Annotated in this window: 10 protein-coding genes; 2 read left to right on the top strand and 8 right to left on the bottom strand. The window is 46.3% G+C overall.

Translation table 11 applies throughout. The features are described from left to right. Window positions 1-26: 26 nt before the first annotated feature. Both DXD04_RS02740 and DXD04_RS02735 read left to right on the top strand, forming a co-directional pair. Window positions 27-2,870 (top strand): AraC family transcriptional regulator, encoded by a 2,844-nt coding sequence (locus DXD04_RS02740; protein WP_117670652.1) that lies wholly within the window; start codon window positions 27-29, stop codon window positions 2,868-2,870. Window positions 2,871-3,007: 137 nt separating this feature from the next. Further along, window positions 3,008-5,482, top strand: coding sequence for a glycoside hydrolase family 31 protein (locus DXD04_RS02735; protein ID WP_117670650.1), 2,475 nt, complete (start codon window positions 3,008-3,010; stop codon window positions 5,480-5,482). Between the two features lie 102 nt (window positions 5,483-5,584). On the opposite strand, the gene DXD04_RS02730 is transcribed toward DXD04_RS02735, so the two are convergent. From DXD04_RS02730 to DXD04_RS02695, 8 genes are all read right to left on the bottom strand, one after another. Next, window positions 5,585-7,222 carry an ABC transporter ATP-binding protein gene (locus DXD04_RS02730; protein WP_117670648.1) on the bottom strand — a complete coding sequence of 546 codons (1,638 nt, stop codon included), beginning with the start codon at window positions 7,220-7,222 and terminating at the stop codon, window positions 5,585-5,587. A 13-nt stretch (window positions 7,223-7,235) separates the two neighbouring features. Further along, entirely contained in the window at window positions 7,236-7,652 is a 417-nt protein-coding gene (locus DXD04_RS02725; RefSeq protein ID WP_259299503.1) for a S24/S26 family peptidase, read from the bottom strand. Between the two features lie 126 nt (window positions 7,653-7,778). Then, a complete protein-coding gene (locus DXD04_RS02720) occupies window positions 7,779-8,972 on the bottom strand; it encodes an OmpA family protein (RefSeq protein ID WP_117670644.1) in 1,194 nt (397 codons plus the stop codon). 29 nt (window positions 8,973-9,001) lie between these two features. Then, on the bottom strand, window positions 9,002-11,638 hold the full coding sequence (locus tag DXD04_RS02715) for a CotH kinase family protein (RefSeq protein WP_185149761.1): 2,637 nt from the start codon (window positions 11,636-11,638) through the stop codon (window positions 9,002-9,004). A gap of 12 nt (window positions 11,639-11,650) precedes the next feature. Then, window positions 11,651-14,140, bottom strand: coding sequence for a PI-PLC domain-containing protein (locus DXD04_RS02710; protein WP_117670640.1), 2,490 nt, complete (start codon window positions 14,138-14,140; stop codon window positions 11,651-11,653). Window positions 14,141-14,165: 25 nt separating this feature from the next. Further along, a complete protein-coding gene (locus tag DXD04_RS02705; protein WP_117670638.1) occupies window positions 14,166-14,345 on the bottom strand; it encodes a hypothetical protein in 180 nt (59 codons plus the stop codon). Between the two features lie 94 nt (window positions 14,346-14,439). Beyond that, window positions 14,440-16,791 carry a GumC family protein gene (locus DXD04_RS02700; protein ID WP_117670636.1) on the bottom strand — a complete coding sequence of 784 codons (2,352 nt, stop codon included), beginning with the start codon at window positions 16,789-16,791 and terminating at the stop codon, window positions 14,440-14,442. Window positions 16,792-16,822: 31 nt separating this feature from the next. After that, window positions 16,823-17,617: a polysaccharide biosynthesis/export family protein gene (locus DXD04_RS02695; protein ID WP_117670634.1), complete on the bottom strand. Its 795-nt coding sequence runs from the start codon at window positions 17,615-17,617 to the stop codon at window positions 16,823-16,825. Window positions 17,618-17,632: the final 15 nt, after the last annotated feature.

The following is a 17,632-nucleotide window of genomic DNA, read 5'->3' as shown; positions in this document are numbered from 1 at the left end:
CGTTTTTTAGCGTCCTGAAAAAACCCATGAAAAGATTTTGTTTTTTACTCATTTTCAGTCTGATAGAAATTACCATACAAGCCGCTTCGAATATCCGGATTACTCCCGTGCCTTCCCTGCCCCAGCTTCCGGTCAGTGCCATACACCGCATTTTTCAGGACAGCGAAGGACTGATGTGGTATGGCACAGTGAACGGTCTTTGCTGCGACGACGGATACCAGATTAATGTCATCCGTTCCGACATCAATACCCCGGGACTGCTGAATGACAACACCATCCAGTCCATTGCCGAAGATGAAAGGGGAAGAATCTGGTTTGGAACCGACCATGGAGCCTACATGCTGGACAAAACCAGCAGACAGGTTACACCGTTGGACGCTGAACGGCTACAGACAAGTTTTATCTACAGCATACGAAAGACATCCGACGGGGCTATGTGGATAGCTACGGGGCATAAACTGCTGAGATACAACACTGAGGGGAAATTACAGAAAACCTACCTGCTATACGACCATGAAGGAAAATCCTCATGGATGGCCGGTTTCTGCGAAAGCCGGCAGAAACAGATTCTGATTACCGTAGGAAGGGAAGGTATCTATCGCTACGATAAAAAGACAGACACTTTTACCCGTTATGCCAATCCGCCTTCAGGACGAAACCTGACCTGCATCGTTCAGGACCGCACTCATAATTATTTCTGGGTAGGCACCAGTTCCGACGGTCTGTTGCTCTTCGACCCTTCCGCACCCAAAGATTCCATCTATACCTATTCGCCGCTTCCCGTAAATCCTATGGGAGAAGCAGAAGGAGACATCTTATACCTGGAGCAGGATAACCGCGAAGGAATTCTCTGGATGACTACCCGAAGTTCTCTGATAGCCATGCGCTACGATGAAGCCCGACGCTGCTTGCGCCAGACGGATTTTCGTCTGCCGGCTGAATATGGAAGCATGCTGAATGAAATTTACCAGGACAAAGACGGAAACCTCTGGGTCGCCTCTTTTGACGGGAAAAGCTTCATTATCCATTTTACGGAAAACGCTCCGGAAGAGTTTGCTCTGCCAGCTCTGCCACAGCGGGTTCGCTTTCAGCCGGCCATCATGGCCCTCTGCGATGCAGGAGAAGGCAAGATGTGGATATCACAGGAACGGACGGGACTCGGGCTGTACGACCTGTCCAACCATATAGTCAGTCTCTACCACGACTTCTCCGCGCTAAAAACGCTTTCGCTCGGCTCCATCAAGCAAATGAGCGAGGCCCGGAGGGAAGGAAATGTATGGGTGATACCTGAAGGGCGCAACCTTATCTATGAACTCGGACGGGAAGGTATGCAAATGAAGCACTTCCGTACCCTGAGCCTTCCGGAAAAGGCCCAAAGACATTTTACCCAGACTTACGAGGACCGTAACGGCACACTTTGGGCAGGTACCAACAACGGAGTGTTTGCTTTTTCTCTGCACAACAACCAATGGCATACGGTCTGCGATACATTAGGACTGGTAAGTGCCATCAAGGAAGACAAGCGGGGAAATCTATGGATTGGAACACTGAATAAAGGGCTTTATCAGTTGTCTCCCAAGGGAGAATGCCGAAAGATTCTTTCTCCTCTCTCTATCACCTGCCTGAGTGTGCAGGAAGACAGCCTCATCTGGATGGGCACGCAGGAAGGAGGAGTCTATGCCTTGAATATGCAGACAAAAAAACTGACGGATCATACCCGCCTGTGCGAGTTGAACGGAAATATTGTCAACCAGCTGGAGTTTGACGTATACGGCCATTTGTGGATAGATACCAACCAGAAACTGATTGAGTATAATCCGAAAAACCACTCGTTTTCCACCTACCTTACCACCGACAATTCCATGTTGCTCCGCCGGTTCATCCCTACAGCCATCTGTAAGGGACACGACGGACGGATTTATTTCGGTGGCATTCCGGGCATCTGTGCAGTAACTCCATCCGACCGCCTTGACCAGCCCAGCAAGGATATTCCGACGTTTATCACCGGATTGTACGTCATGGGCAAACCCATAGCGAACGGAAATTCTCTGACACTCCAGCCGGACGAATATGATCTGGACATTCATTTTTCATCTCTTGACTACCTGAATGCCCGCAAAATACGTTATGCTTATCGTCTGGCCGGACTGGATAAAGAATGGAACTACACCACCGTAGGACAACATACCGTCAGCTACAATCACCTGCCTCACGGAAACTACGTATTCGAGGTGAAAGCGACCGACGGGTATGGAATATGGAGTGAGAAAGTCACTAGACTTCACATTGAGCGTCTGCCTGCCTTCTACCAGACGGGATGGGCCATCGCCTTCTATATATTGGTAGTGATAGCCGGAATCTTTGTCGGACTTCGTTTCTACCTCCGCCGGATGAAGCTGAAAAATGAAGAACTGTATGCCGACAGCGCGGAATTGATGAAAATGCGTTCCTACCTGGATGAAAAGCCTGTTCCGCAAACTGAAGTCCGTATTTCAGAAATGGAATTTGCCAAACTGGATGAGATTCTGTTAGGAAATATCCTGAAAGCGGTAGAAGATAATTTGAGTGAAGCTGAATTCGACGTGCAGCATCTGGCAGAAAAAGTCAACATGTCACGCTCCACATTGACCCGCAAGCTCAAGGCCATTACGGGGCTTACTCCATTAGAGTACATCCGTCGCGTGAAGATGCAACATGCCTGCCGCATGTTAAAAGATCCTCATACCACCGTGAACGAAGTGGCCCTGGCATTAGGCTATTACAACCGGAAATATTTTACTTCCTGCTTCAAGGAAGAATACGGAATGACCCCCAGCGAGTTTCAGAAACAGCAGGAAAAAGGGGATACATCTGAATCAAAAGAGGGGTAAAAATGAATCAGCCCCCTCTCTGAAGCATTTCATACCGTTCTTTGGCGCATTCTGTTCTCCTGCTCTACAAAGAATCTCTTTACATTTGAACCATCAACCTTTGTATTCAGATTTAACGAAAAACAAACTTGTTCAACATGAAAAAAGAGATTTTATTTCTTGCTGTACTGGCCACTTGTTTGTCTTCCTTCGGTCAGACTTTTGAAAAAACCGCTCAGGGAGGAAAGTTCCAGACTGCACAGCCCACATTGAACGGGGAAGTGATTTTCTACTCTCCTTCTATTGTGCGCATCGTAAAGTATCCTTCGGCTGAAATGCCCGAAAAGAAAAGTTATCCGGTCATCAAGACTCCGGAAAAGGTAGAAATCTCCTACAAACAGAATGGAAACACGGTATGCATGACCTCCGGAAAAATGACAGTGACACTCGACGTGGTTACCGGAAAGGTGACTTACACCGACCAGAAAGGAGAAACACTGTTAAAGGAAAAAGTGGAAGGTACCAATTTCATTCCGCGCAAGGACGTAAACCGTGACACATTTACCGTCAGCCAGGCATTCAGCCTTGAACCGGAAGAAGCTATCTACGGATTAGGACAACGCCAGAGCGGAGCCATGAACCACCGCAACCAGCAAATTCACCTGTCAAACGGCAATACCAATATCTGTATCCCCTATTTCACATCTGAAAAAGGATATGGCGTGTACTGGGATAATCCAGGTATCTCTGACTTCAGCGATACGCCGTATGCAACTTCCTTCTCTTCACAGGTAGGACTTTGCTCCGATTATTATTTCTTATACGAAGACGGCACACAGGATGGTGTAATCGCCTGCATCCGTGACCTGACCGGAAAGGCTACCATGTTCCCGCTCTGGACCATGGGCTACTGGCAGTGCCGCGAACGCTACAAGAGTCCGGACGAACTGTGCGGCGTACTCGACAAATACCGCAAACTTCAGATTCCGCTGGATGGTATCGTACAGGACTGGCAGTACTGGGGATGTGACTCCAACTGGAATGCCATGAAATTCGTGAATCCACGCTACATCAACAAGATGGACGACAAGGAAGCACTTCGCTACCTTCCGAATGGAGAAGACAAGAATGCACGCTATCCGAAACCTCGCTTCAAAAGCCCGGAAGAAATGGTGGAATACGTACATAAGAACAATGCACACCTGATGATTTCCGTATGGGCCAGCTTCGGACCATGGACCGACCAGTTCAAGGAACTGGACAAGATGGGAGCCTTGCTGAAATTTGAGACATGGCCTCCGAAATCGGGTGCACATCCTTACGACCCGTTCAACAAAGATGCCCGCGACCTGTACTGGCGTTACCTCAGCCACCTGCATAAAATGAACATCGATGCCTGGTGGACCGACTCTACAGAACCCGACCATCTGAACCCGAAAGAAAGCGACTTCGACCTGATGACAGCCGATGGTTCTTTCCGCTCCGTACACAATGCGTTCCCGCTGAACCACAACCGGGGTATCTATGAACACCAGCGTGCCGTATCGGACGATAAACGTGTGTTCCAGATGACACGTTCCGGTTATCTGGGTCAGCAGCACTACGGTGCCCTGAGCTGGAGCGGCGACGTGGTATCAAGCTGGGATGTACTCCGTCAGCAGATTCCAGCCGGACTGAACTACACGCTTTGCGGTATCCCGTTCTGGAACACGGACTTAGGAGGTTTCTTCGGATGGGAATACAACAATGACTGCACTAACGTAGCTTATCAGGAACTGCATGTACGCTGGTTCCAGTGGGGCTGCTTCATGCCATTGATGCGTAACCACTGTTCTTCACCGATGATGAATGAAATTGACCTCTTCGGCAAGGAAGGTGACTGGGCTTACGATGCACAGAAACGTATTATCGAACTTCGCTACCGTCTCTTACCTTATATATATAGTTTAGATGGAGCCGTAGTACAGGAAGACGGTACCATGATGCGTCCGTTGGTAATGGACTTTGCCAACGACCGTAAGGCTATCCTGCTGGACGATGAATACATGTTCGGTAAAAACATTCTGGTATGCCCGGTAACAGAACCGCTTTACACCAAGAAAATAGAAGGCAACAAGGGAGTTACTACCGTGCCCGACGTAGCGAAAGCTTCTGCTCCGGTAAAAGTCTACCTGCCTAAAGGTACTCAATGGATTGACTTCTGGACTAACGAAACGGTAGCAGGCGATCAGGAAATCCAGCGCGAATGTCCGGTTGACATCCTGCCACTTTACATCAAAGCAGGAAGTATCCTTCCGCTTGGTCCGAAAGTACAGTACGCTACTGAAAAGAAATGGGATAACCTGGACATCTGTGTTTACCCGGGAGCCAATGGCGAATTCGTGCTCTACGAAGACGAGTTTGATAACTATAACTACGAAAAGGGTATGTTCTCCACCATCAAGTTCAGCTGGGACGACGCCTCACGCACACTGACCATCAGCGACCGCAATGGTGAATTCCCGAAGATGCTGAAACGCCGCAACTTCCGCATCACGCTGATGCAGCCTGGCAAGCAATCAGCAGAAACCATCATGGTTAAAGCTGACAAGAAAGTAGCTTATTCAGGTAAGAAGCTGGTAGTGAAACTGTAAGCAAAACCATCAGCCAATAGCACCCTAAATGAAACGCCCTTATCTCCAGTGCGCAACTGGAAATAAGGGCGTTTCATTTAGTGCCTTCATTCTTGATAAGAATTATTCCTGCTTTTTCATCCAGACCACAGAAGTACAAAGCTGTGCAATCGTTTCCCGATGGCTGATCAAAAGAAGTGTTTTACCGTGCAACTGGTCCGACAGACGTGCCAGAAGCAGCTTTTCCGTCTCGCTATCCAATGAAGAAGTCGGCTCATCCAACAGCAAGATACTTCCCGGACGTAGCAAGCCCCGTGCAATGGCAATACGCTGCGCCTGCCCTTCGCTAAGCCCCGAACCACGCTCTCCGCATAACGTATCCATCCCTTCCGGCAAATCAAATACAAAATCCGCCACCGCCAGATAAAGTGCCTCTTTCAGCTCCTCCTCCGTGGCATGAGGATTTCCCATCCGCAAATTATCCCGAATGGTACCGCTTACCAGCGTATTCCCCTGAGGCACGTAGGAAAGATTGCAGCGTGTAAGCGGTGAAGCTACCACCTCCTGCTGCCCGTTATAAAATACAATATCTCCTCTATCAGGGCGCAACAAAGCCAGAATCAGCCTGATTAGCGTACTTTTCCCGACTCCTGTTTCTCCCACAATAGCCGTCAGACTACCCGGCTTGAAATCATACGTAAAATCAGACAGCACAGCCTTGCTCCCCTCCGGATAAGTATAGCTCACTCCGTGCATACGGATACCCAGGTTTCCCTCCAGACGAACTGACTCTCCCCGTTCCTCCAAAGGCAAGTCAGTCAGTTCTATCAAACGTTCCGCCGAAGTAAGTACCCGGATAGCAGCCGGAATCTGCCGGCTCAAGTCCACCATCGGACGTTGTATCTGCGATACCAGCTGCAAGAATGCCGCCATCATTCCGAATGTTACCGTACCCTCACGCAAACCGAATACGCCCCATAAAAAGGCAACGGCATAGCCAGTCATGAAACCGACCTGCACCATCGAGCGGGAAAACACCGAAAAATCAGTACGCTGCTTCACCTTATCCTGCAGTACAGATTGCACCGCATCCAGCTTATGCACAGACTGGCTGGTATATTCCAAGGTACGAAGCAGGATACGATGCTGCAAATTCTCCTGCAAATGACTTTGTATCTCACTGTCCGTCGTACGTATCTCGCGCGACAGACGGCGCATTTTTCGTATATATCCTTTACTGAACAACAATGCGACAGGCATGATAAAAACCAGCACAATGGTCAGACGCATATCCAGATAAGAAAGGAAATACAAAGCACCCAGCAACTGGAAACACGTGATAAACACCGCAGGCAGCATCCGGCACAATGCATCGGTTATGGTCTGCACATCCTCCTCCAGACGATTCAGCATATCTCCGGTATGCAGCTGCTCCCTTCCCGACCAGCAGCTCTCCATCAAATGCACAAAAAGCTTGCGGTGCAATTCATTCCGTAACGCAATCTCCATGCGACTGGTCAGACAGCTACGGGCAGCAGACAATACCAGCTGCAGTACCAGACAACCCACCAACCATCCGATATATATGGCAAGATTATCTCCCGACACACCTGTGGCAATATCTATCAAGTGCTTACAGACAAACACAAAAAACAAAGAAGCCCCCACCTGCAACATCCCGGTCAAAGCATACACCATTATCGGTATCCGGAAGCCACAGGAAATATTCCAAAGCCACTTTATACACTTTCCTATCCTCATACAGACAAAAATACTATCTTTTTTTCATTCTCCTGTCCCTTCGCATCCACCATCTGCACACAAATAACAGGTAACGGCGTACAGGAAGCAGCTTACGCCAAAGTGCCGCCATAAACAGTTGCGAGGAAGAAGTGATGTCTATCACACGGCCGTCGCGTATAATCTTCACCACTACCCCTGCCACGTCTTCCCTGCGGCAGCATTCCATGGCATGGAGGTTTCCGTCCCCCATCAACATAATATGTTCTCCCTTTATTCTATACACCCGATGCAACACATAACGGTTGCCCGGCAAACAAGCCAGCACCACACTTCCCACGGCGAATGCTTCCACCTTTTGCAGCACCACAGTATCACGCTCCTCCATAATAAACGGTAACATACTGTTTCCTTTAGCCCGCAGCGTTACCGAATTCCCACTCTGAAGCATCTGGCTTACTTCTATAAAAAAAGCCTCATTATTAAGCAGTAATTTATCAGCCCCCATTCTATAGCAATCAACACAAAAAAATCCCCTTTCCAGGCTCTACCACACCGGAAAGGGGATACATAAAAATTAGTTAGCGCGTGTAATTACGGCACGGCTCAGACGAGGATCGTCATAGAACATATTGTCTACACCACCCTTATAGTCTATCTTGAGCTGTGATTCAGATACACCGTATTCATTTACCAGACAGTCATAAACTGCTTCCGCACGTTTCTTGCTCAGACGTTCATTCGTCTTCTTGCTACCCGTTCCGGCATCTGCGTAACCTGTAATGGTGTATACTGCATTCGGATCAGAAGCCTTGATAGCCTCAGCCAACAGACCCAGGTTCGCACGAGCTTCCTTCGACAGGTCAGCTCTTCCGATACGGAAGATGATCAAGTTAGAAGCAGCAGTCTTCTTCACTTCCTGTTTCGGATTACGGTTGCTTTCGTCGATGGCATTCCGCAAGCGTGCGTTTTCATCGTTTGCACGGTTCAACTGGTCACGCAAAGCATTGATTTCGCCTACATTAGTACGAACCACAGTCTTGCTCTTGTCCCATCCGCGACGTTTGAACTTGTAAGTCAAACCGACAGAGGCACTCAGCAGACCGTCAAACTTAGCTCCACCAATTTCTCCGTCAATGGCATCGTCCACCATGGAAGCACGTAAATCGATGAAAGCATCGAACGCGTCACACAAACGGAAGGAGTTCAACCAACCCGCACTCATCGTTACATCACCAGCGGTAGGAGCTTCCCATGTGCGCATGTAGCCCACACCACCATAGAAACTGCTGTTCCAGATACGGTTTTCCTTGTAACCGCAGAACAGGTTAGACAGATTGAACAATACATCGGCACGCAAATTGTAATATTTGAACTTTGAATAATACATACCGCTTCCCCAGCCGGATACTTGTTCGCCAGTAGAGTGAGCTTCTCCCCAGCGAGTTGCACCTTTCAGAGAAAGGCCGTTGTACATCAAACGAACTCCGATTCCTGGAGTAAACCATTTACCTACAGCAATGTCCAGTGCAGGCGAGATACGTTTGCCAAAACCTATCTGCTTGTCGTGGTCACCAAACATCACCTGCGGTCCGGCCCCCACACTGAGAAACCAGTTATCCCAGAAGTGATTGGTTTCCACTTTGTACTTGTCATTACTGTACTCCACGGTTTCTGTAAAATCACCGTTTTGTATGGTCTGCTCCGACTGAGCCAGAGCAGGACCTGCAGCCGCCAAAGCCAAGGCTGCAAAGATTGTTTTTTTCATCATAACTTCCAAAATTTCATTATAATATCCAATTAAAAACTACCATTGGTAATCAATGCGTTCATCGTTTCCAGACGATTCTGATAGAACTTCACCATAGAATCTATAGCTTCATTCCATGTCATTTTCTCATCTCCACTGAAATCGATAACATATGGCGACAACTCTGCAGTTCGTCTGCCGTCAAGCAGCGGCCACATGGCATAGTTGTATGAATCAGACACACGGTTTTCCTCGGCAAATGCACGGATGGATGCCACCACCTGCTGCAATTTCGGATAGGAAACAAGCCATTGTGCTTTTACTGCCGCCTTGAATTCTTCATGCTGCAACAGTAATGGATACCACATATATGGTTTGTCGTCATGAGCCGGCTCTGTAACTCCCGTCCAACGTTCATCAAACGAATAGTTGCTGCAAAGCCATTTGCTCATAGAAGATGCGTCATAGCTTAACGATGCATAACTTCCACCAAACTCACGGCTTATTGAATTAATACCGTCAGGATTCGGGAAGGTCTGATAGTCAAAATCCCATACCGGACCGGCACAAAGCTTGCCATCCTTTCCGTCGATATACATATATACACTTTTCGGATGACGGTACTCTCCATTCATAGCCAGTTCATGAACAAACCACCAGTCTATAAGAGACGGAATATCCAGAATTGCGGCAGCAGCCGGATAATCGGCATCACCTTCAAACAAGCCCGGTTTCAGAGCCTTGTCCACTCCGTTTACCTTATCTTCTACATAAGAGCGGAAAGCGGAACCATCTTCCCAAGGCACATCATCCTTGAGCATACAAGGCAGATGCAGATTGGAAGTCAAGAAACGGCAATTCTCGTCATAATAGTCATCAAACTCCAGAAGGTAACCGCAATCCGCAGGAACCGCAGCCGGATTATCCTCTATTACGTCTTCGTAAGCATCGTTGATATTCAGTCTGTCACCGTCTATCTTGATTTGTTCGGCCAGCAGATAATTACCCACATGGATACCGTTATAAATCAGTTCCACATTTCTTCCATGCGGATTCCATGCCAGCTGTCCGCCATTATTCTCTTCCAGCTGATGAGCCATCTCAAACACCACGCGGTTACGTAGCATTGTTCGATCCATCCAGTTAGCTAACAATACCCAGCGTTTATGTTCAGGCATATCCAACATGGCAGCCTTTTTCACCATCTTGATGGCAAACGGTTTTTTCGGATAACTCTGACTGGAGTTTCCACGCAAGCGGAGTCCGCAAGCCTTGTTGTCCACATTCACCGTACCATCGGCATTATATACCGAGATATAGTCGTCTTCAGGCCAGTCGCTGTCCTTGCTACGAATCTGCAATCCGGTTTCGGCCCATGTCTTCCAAGTACCGCCAGCTATTGATGCCGACTGGTTCACTATGACTACAGGCAATCCTGTATTAGTAACCGTAACAGTATAGTCACGGCTCTCTGTACCGGAAGTCACAGTATAAGTCACCGGTTTGCTGAAGTTCTGCGCTGTCACACCACTCTTCTGTTCCACTCCGTTTACAGTCACCTTAACCCCTTCTGCCACATCAAAAGTCGGCACAAGGTTAAAGTCATACAGATACGGGATGCATCCGCTGATAGTGTTGTCCTCGCCAATATTCAGAACCTCTTCTGTCACGGGAGAAGTTGTAGTTGTCACGCCGTTAGTCAGCTCGCATGCCACGAGTTTGGTACCCAATATCTTGCCGGCATTGTTTGCTACCTCAAACTTAAACGAGCTTATTCCGGCACGCGGAGTAAGTCCGGTACCGTCCGTAATCTCAGTGTAATTCGCAAGCGTCAATGGCAAAGTATAGCAGGCATTAGCTGCAAAATCAATCTTTGCTGTACGGGTAAAGGTTGCTTCATATTTCTCTGAAAGAATGGTCACCTTGATTTCATCACCAGAACGGATAACGGGAGCACATGTGATATAACCCTTGTATTGGCTACCGTTCGTCAAAGCCGGTTTGTCAGTCCATACCATATCCATGACATTGGCATTTGCCGGAGCAGTGCCCCATACGACGTTCTTCGTAGAAGCGTCAAACGTAAATTCACCACCTGCCTGACGACCATCGGGCAAAGTCAGTGTAATACGTTCCAGACGATCACCCTCCAAAGCTGTACCCGTAGCATTGATTTCAAATTCCAGCAATGAGAACAGATGTTCGAAATCAAAGACATACGCACCGTCTTCAGACTGTGAATTCTGCGGAACGCCTACTTTGTAGTCTCCCTGCAAACTGCCGGTTGACATATCAAAATACTGAACCAAAGGTAGGTTTCCTTTCAGCGAAGTATAGTCTGCTCCTGCATTTTCCTTACTATACGGATAATAGGCATACAGCGGAGCACTGGAAGAAAGATAACCGACAAATTGTCCCTCTGCCGAAGCTACTGTATTACGGTTTACGAACAGTACATTCTTGGATCTTTCTCCATATACACCAATGCTATCAGCCGGAGACCAATAAATACTCACATCCGAAGTTCCGTCAGAACCAATGCAGGTACGCGTCTGAGATTTCTCTGCCATGCGCCCTACAATGGTAGTATTACCCATCACCTCTGTATCGGATAGAAATTCTTCCGTGCAGCCGCTGAAGATAAACATTGCGGCTGCCGGAAGTAAAAATTTCTTTATCTCATTCATTCTTCTCATGGATTAATCCCATACGTTTCCTTCTTTGGAATATGAGGTATCAGAAGATGACCTTGTGGTTGTTGTACCAGTTTTTAGAGGGAACATGAAGTTATTCATCATAATCAATCCCGGAAGACGTATACCCTGTACAGCATAACTTCTATTACTAGCATCAACTGTTGCTACACCCGCAAAGTTCATCAATACGATTCCCAAAGGCTGACGCAAGTCACCAATTAGAGAAGAATATTCTGCAACAGCTTCACCATTGAACAGTTCGGCAAACAGGCAGGTATTACCGCCGTTACCTAAATCATAACCTGTTCCGTTTAACCATAATTTACCTTCATAGTCAGAAGAAGCGCCAGGACGACTCTCAACAGTCCAACTTGTACCAGCGCCTGTTGCAGTGTTAGTATAAACCGATTCATCCAGTGGGAAATTATTATAATCATATATTGTTCCCGATTTACCAGTCTCATCCCACTCATACCATGTCAAACCCCAACCATGTTCATTACATTTATATTCTGTATATGTCAAATATCCGGTACTTGATTGATTTTTAGTAACACAGAATCCAGACAAGTCATTGATATAAAGATTTTGTCCTCCTTGAGCAATCTCACTATTCAGTTCTTTCATCAGACTCCTCTTCGTCTCAATCAAATCGAAGCTTGCCCCATCCAACTTACTCTCACGGGTAATAAAATAAGGCACGAGACCAATGCCTTTGCCCTTATATACATAAGGAGTTTCACCAGAAGTTATCTCCGGATTATTACACTGCTGCAGATTCTGAATACGTACAGTTGCACCACTACTATACGGTGCAGACACAATACTGGTATTCTGTACACTGGTTGAAAAATTATTTATATAATTCACAGGGGCACTTCCCTCTGGTCTATCACTTGTCTGAAGATTTATAATAACGGCTACATTACCTCGCACATCCCCCATGGTAGTGTTCTGATCAAGAGTAGTCAGTATCCCTCCATTAGAGCTATTCCAACTATCCAACGCATCCATTACCATAGGCAACCATTCAGAAACAGTATAACCATCATTCACATAATTAAGAAAGACAACAGCACATTCACTTGCAGTTTCATTGTTTGGATTCACTTTATCTCTCAATGTATTCAACACTGTTTCCAATGTGATTTGCGGACTGACATTTGCACCACCGGCATATACAACCGGAGTACGACGGTCAATATTCAGATGTACATCAAAGACACGGATACCCTCATCAAACTGCGTGGTAGTTTCTACAGTAGCATTAATTCCCAAAGGTGGCAAAGCTTGATAAAATTTGGAAAGACCAGTTTGCGGATCGTAACCGGCATCCACTCTATAGGCAAATGAGTTCTTGCTGCCAGGTAGAGACAACTGTGTGAAGAGTGCGTTATCTGGAATCTGGCTCATCCAGTTATTAGCTTCCTGTCCACCCAATTTCGGAGTCTTGATACGGGTAATAAGACCGGCTCCTAATACGCCATCACCCCCAGAAGTACTGGTTCCTGATATAGTTTTACTATATACTACTCCACCTTCTGTCAGTACAGAAACCACTAAATCTCCATTGCTAATTTCTCTCGGCAACAGGAAGAATTTCACATTCAGTTGCTGTCCTTGTTCGAGTCTCACCGGATTATTATCTACTATGGTCTGAACCGTAGCTATGGAAGCTGCAGTATGACTCTGGTCCGTTGCATCAAAATTATAACTGTCGTCAGCCAAATCATACGAGAATGTACCCACGATATTCTTACCAGATTTGCTTCTTACAGAAACAGAAACGATATTCATAAATTCCACATCATCTTCTTTCGGCCCATTAATAAGCACATCAAGCACTGTCACAATCGGAGTAAATGTCAAAGCGACGTTCTTATCGGTTCCAGGGGTCCACGTTCCTTTTCCAGCCATCATACAGAAGCTCATATCCGGAGTGATAATCTTAAATTTACCATTAGGATCTTCGTTTCCATCATTATTATAAGTCAACAATTTACCTCCCTCCTGTCCGGTTGGAATAGTAGCCTTTACTGTAGTACCGGTCTGAAGTCCTTCATCAATCTTACCCAATGAATAGAAAGCATAGAAATTATGAGGTTTTCCTGTATCTCCCCAACGCACACCGGTTTCACCGTTCTTCACAAGAAATCCCGTAGAAGAACCGGAAGAAGCATCAGTTGCTTCTACCGTATAGTCGGCAGTTCTGAATCCCTCAGCTCCTTCAGGACAATACACACGCACCTGGTCAATACCATATTGCCATTTGATATTTAATAATTGATAGTTATCAAAAGTAGAACCAGCGGGAACATCATAGATAGTCCTACTTTCAGGGTTTACATCAGTGAAACCACCAGGAGCAGCTCCAAACTCAATTTCGTCACCGCTTACAGGTAATACTACCGGTTTATTATCCAAATCATCAGAACAGCCAGCTAACAACAGAGCAAATAATGCTCCATTCGTTATATATTTAAGATATTTCATATTGTCTTATTTTTTGTTACACATATTAGTCCCAGCTATCAGCAGAAAAATCAAACGTCTCGTCCACATTATGATCTTCAATTGTCAAGCTTTCCGTATTCTCTTTTTCTTCAAACACCGAGGCCTTCATAAACCCCTGCTCCAGCTCTACCTCCAGACAGGTGGTTTGCGGAGCTTCATACTCTTTTTGTTCTTGATTCTTCATAAAATCCTCACTTTCTTTTTAGATTTAAAAAATTAACTTTGGTCTCCCTAAATAAGACCCTTACTAAACTCTCATTTTGTTTTTTCATACGCATTTATTTTAAAAAAAACGTTTTCTTTTTCTTAGTTCTATAACCATAACCGTAACCATACCCGTAACTATAACCATAGCCATGACGTTCCGGATTGGCACCGTTCAATACCAGTGCCATGTTCTTCAGTTTCTTTTCCTGATAAAGTTTCTCTATATCTGGTAACTGACGACGGTCGAGCTTGCCTGCACGTACCACAAAAATGGTCAGGTCGGCTATACGGTTTGCAATCGTAGCATCGGCAATCAAACCCACCGGCACATTGTCGGCAATGATGTAATCATAACGGGTACGCAGTTCATTCATCAATTCATCCAAACGATTGTCCATTAACAATTCAGCCGGATTGGGTGCCAGAATTCCTGCCGGAATCAGGTCAAACCCTTCCTGATGCTGTATGATATCATCCACCTTCACCGTATTGTCCGACAGATAATTGGTAACACCTACATGATAATGCCCGAAATGACGGCTTAATGTACCCTTACGAATATCCAAATCGACCATGACTACCCGTTTTTTCATATAAGCCAGACTCATGGACAAGTTGCGTGCAATAAAGGTCTTTCCCGCTCCGATATTGAACGAAGTAAAGGTAATTACCTGCGCAGGCTTGTCTTTTTTGGAAAGGAAAGCCATGTTAGTACGTAAAATACGGAAGGCTTCCGACACAATGTCATCACCCTGCTCTTTCACTGCCATTACCTTCTTCCGGTGGTCTTTCATGGCTTCTTTATCCAATGGAATTTCTCCTAAATAAGGCACGGAAGTAACTCCTTCTATATCCTTCCGTCCGTGAACCCGTGTATCCATAAAGAGAATAGCCAGACAAACCGCTCCCGGCAAAGCGATTCCCACCAGCAATCCCAACAACAGGATACGGTTTCGGTTGGGAGAAATCGGGGCATTGCTTCCTTCCGCTCCGTCTATCACGCGGGCATTGTTATCGGCCATGGCCTGTGAAAGGGCATTCTCCTCACGTTTGTTCAGCAGGAACAGATAAAGGGCTTCCTTGATTTTCTGCTGACGTTCGATAGACAGCATCTGCCGTTCTTTTGTCGGAATAGCCGTCACACGGTCCTGGGCACGCATTTCACGGTTCTGTGCGTCATTGCGTTTCACATTCAGGCTGACAATCATATTGTCCACAGCACGAATAATACTTTGCTTCATGGCACGAAGCGAATTGTTGAGCTCCTGCACCACAGGGTTGTTCACACTACTGTCATCAATCAAGTGGTCACGCTTCAATTTTGCCGCATTATAAAGACTAATCTGATTTTCAATGTTCATATCGCTGATTCCCGTGTTAGAAGGTATCAGGTCGGTTTCCTTACTAGGGTCTGTCAGGTAGTCCTTAATAAAATTAGCCAGACGAAGCTGAGTTTCCAGTTCCATGGCATCGGCATTGTATTTCTGCGATTCAGTCATATACATACCTGCCGAGGAAGCAATGTCCACAATCTGATTCCGCTGCTTGAACGATTCCAGATTGGATTCCACATTTCCCAACTCACGTTCAATGATGATAAGACGCTCATTGATAAAGTTAGCGGTATTCACTGCCACCTGATTCTTTTCTTTGATGGCCTCTTCATTGTATACCGTAATCAATGTATTCAGCACATCTTCCGCACGGGCTGGTGAACTGTCTTTCAAAGCCAGAGTAAGGATGGAAGCTTCCTCTTCTTCCTGCTGAATGCCCAAGGCATTCTTATAATAATTCACCATCGATTCTACCGGAAGTTTCTGTACCCGTATAGGCGTATTCAGCCAGGAATCACGCAAGTAATTGGTTGCAGTTACCACCACATTCATCCCTTCGATGATTGCCACCGTATCATTCAACGCCACCTCATACGATGGTTTCGCTTCAATTCCCGAGAAATCAGAGAGGGTTACCGTCTTTGCATCTTTCAAGGTCATCGTAAAAGAGAAGCTTTGTTCGGGCAATGCATCCGGAAGGCTGACCAATACGGGCGATTCGTTGTACAACTCATTGCTGCGCAAACCGTCCTTTATCTGATAGCTCACATCGGCATGTACACGCTGCACCACCTCGCGCATCAGCTTCTTGGAACGGAACTGCAATATTTCATTGGCCACATTCACCTTGTTAATAAAATTATCGAAGCGGTCCAGACCGGAAGTACTGGCTTTGTTCGACGGATCTTTGATAATGACCGTAGCCGAACGAAAGTACACCAGCGGAGCACGGGCATAATTATACCACGCAATCCCACCGCAAATCAAAATGGAAAGTAAGAACCACTTCCATTGAGAAGCCAAATACATGAATAAATCCACTATATTCAGCCCTTGGTCATTCTTGTTAGAAGAATTGTTCGTCTGCATATCGTTTTGTAACTATTAATTAGAATCATCCTTACTTGATTGCCCACAAGATTGAGCATACGGCCGTTACGACAGACAACAAAGTTGTAGCAACCTGCCATCCCCGGTCTTCCACATCCTTTTTCTTGTACTTAGGCTCTACATATACAATGTCATTCTGCTGAAGGTAGAAACAGGGAGAATCAAATATGTCCTTGGTACGCAGGTCGTGCATAAAAATCTGACGTTCGCCCTCTATTTCACGAATTACAGCTACCCGGTCTACTTTGGCCTTGGAAGTCAAATCTCCCGCCTTGGCTATGGCTTCCAGCAATGTCACGCGATCCCCGTCTACGGTATAGGTTCCATTACTTCCCACAGCTCCCAGCACCGTATATTTAAAATTTAAGAACTCAATGGAAACCAGCGGGTCTTTCATATATTCTCCCGCTTCAATTTTCTGCTTGATTAAGTCGCGCACTTCGCTTACTTTCATTCCTTCAATGTGCAACTTGCCCAAAATAGGGAAATCAATCTCACCGTTTACATCCACACGATAGCCTTTCTCGTTCACCTTGCTCGAAGCATCTGCAGTCACACTTCCATCCGTTCCTACACGGAATGTGCCATCGTAAATATTGAACGGAATGGCCAGCTCCGGATTTTTGCAGCTGACAGTAATACTCAGACGGTCATCCCGATGCACCACTGCCTCATGCTTGGTTTCAATGGGATATTTCAGTCCCATTTCCATATCCTGCAAATACACGAAATTCTTGCGCGACGCACAGGAAGTCAACAGCAACACGGCAAGCAAGCTTGCCCATAAATAGACTGGTTTTTTCATACGTTTAGGTATAGT

The sequence above is a fragment of the Phocaeicola plebeius genome (assembly GCF_003437535.1).
GTDB lineage: Bacteria > Bacteroidota > Bacteroidia > Bacteroidales > Bacteroidaceae > Phocaeicola > Phocaeicola plebeius_A.
The sequence above is the reverse complement of the archived record's forward strand: the minus strand, read 5'-3'. Positions and strand labels throughout refer to the sequence as shown.

Bases quoted from the DNA above. Each gene is read 5' to 3' on its own strand.
- DXD04_RS02720 (WP_117670644.1), bottom strand. From the start codon at position 8,972: ATGATGAAAAAAACAATCTTTGCAGCCTTGGCTTTGGCGGCTGCAGGT.
- DXD04_RS02725 (WP_259299503.1), bottom strand. From the start codon at position 7,652: ATGCTTCAGAGTGGGAATTCGGTAACGCTGCGGGCTAAAGGAAACAGT.
- DXD04_RS02715 (WP_185149761.1), bottom strand. From the start codon at position 11,638: ATGAATGAGATAAAGAAATTTTTACTTCCGGCAGCCGCAATGTTTATC.
- DXD04_RS02710 (WP_117670640.1), bottom strand. From the start codon at position 14,140: ATGAAATATCTTAAATATATAACGAATGGAGCATTATTTGCTCTGTTG.
- DXD04_RS02740 (WP_117670652.1), top strand. From the start codon at position 27: ATGAAAAGATTTTGTTTTTTACTCATTTTCAGTCTGATAGAAATTACC.
- DXD04_RS02695 (WP_117670634.1), bottom strand. From the start codon at position 17,617: ATGAAAAAACCAGTCTATTTATGGGCAAGCTTGCTTGCCGTGTTGCTG.
- DXD04_RS02730 (WP_117670648.1), bottom strand. From the start codon at position 7,222: ATGAGGATAGGAAAGTGTATAAAGTGGCTTTGGAATATTTCCTGTGGC.
- DXD04_RS02700 (WP_117670636.1), bottom strand. From the start codon at position 16,791: ATGCAGACGAACAATTCTTCTAACAAGAATGACCAAGGGCTGAATATA.
- DXD04_RS02705 (WP_117670638.1), bottom strand. From the start codon at position 14,345: ATGAAGAATCAAGAACAAAAAGAGTATGAAGCTCCGCAAACCACCTGT.
- DXD04_RS02735 (WP_117670650.1), top strand. From the start codon at position 3,008: ATGAAAAAAGAGATTTTATTTCTTGCTGTACTGGCCACTTGTTTGTCT.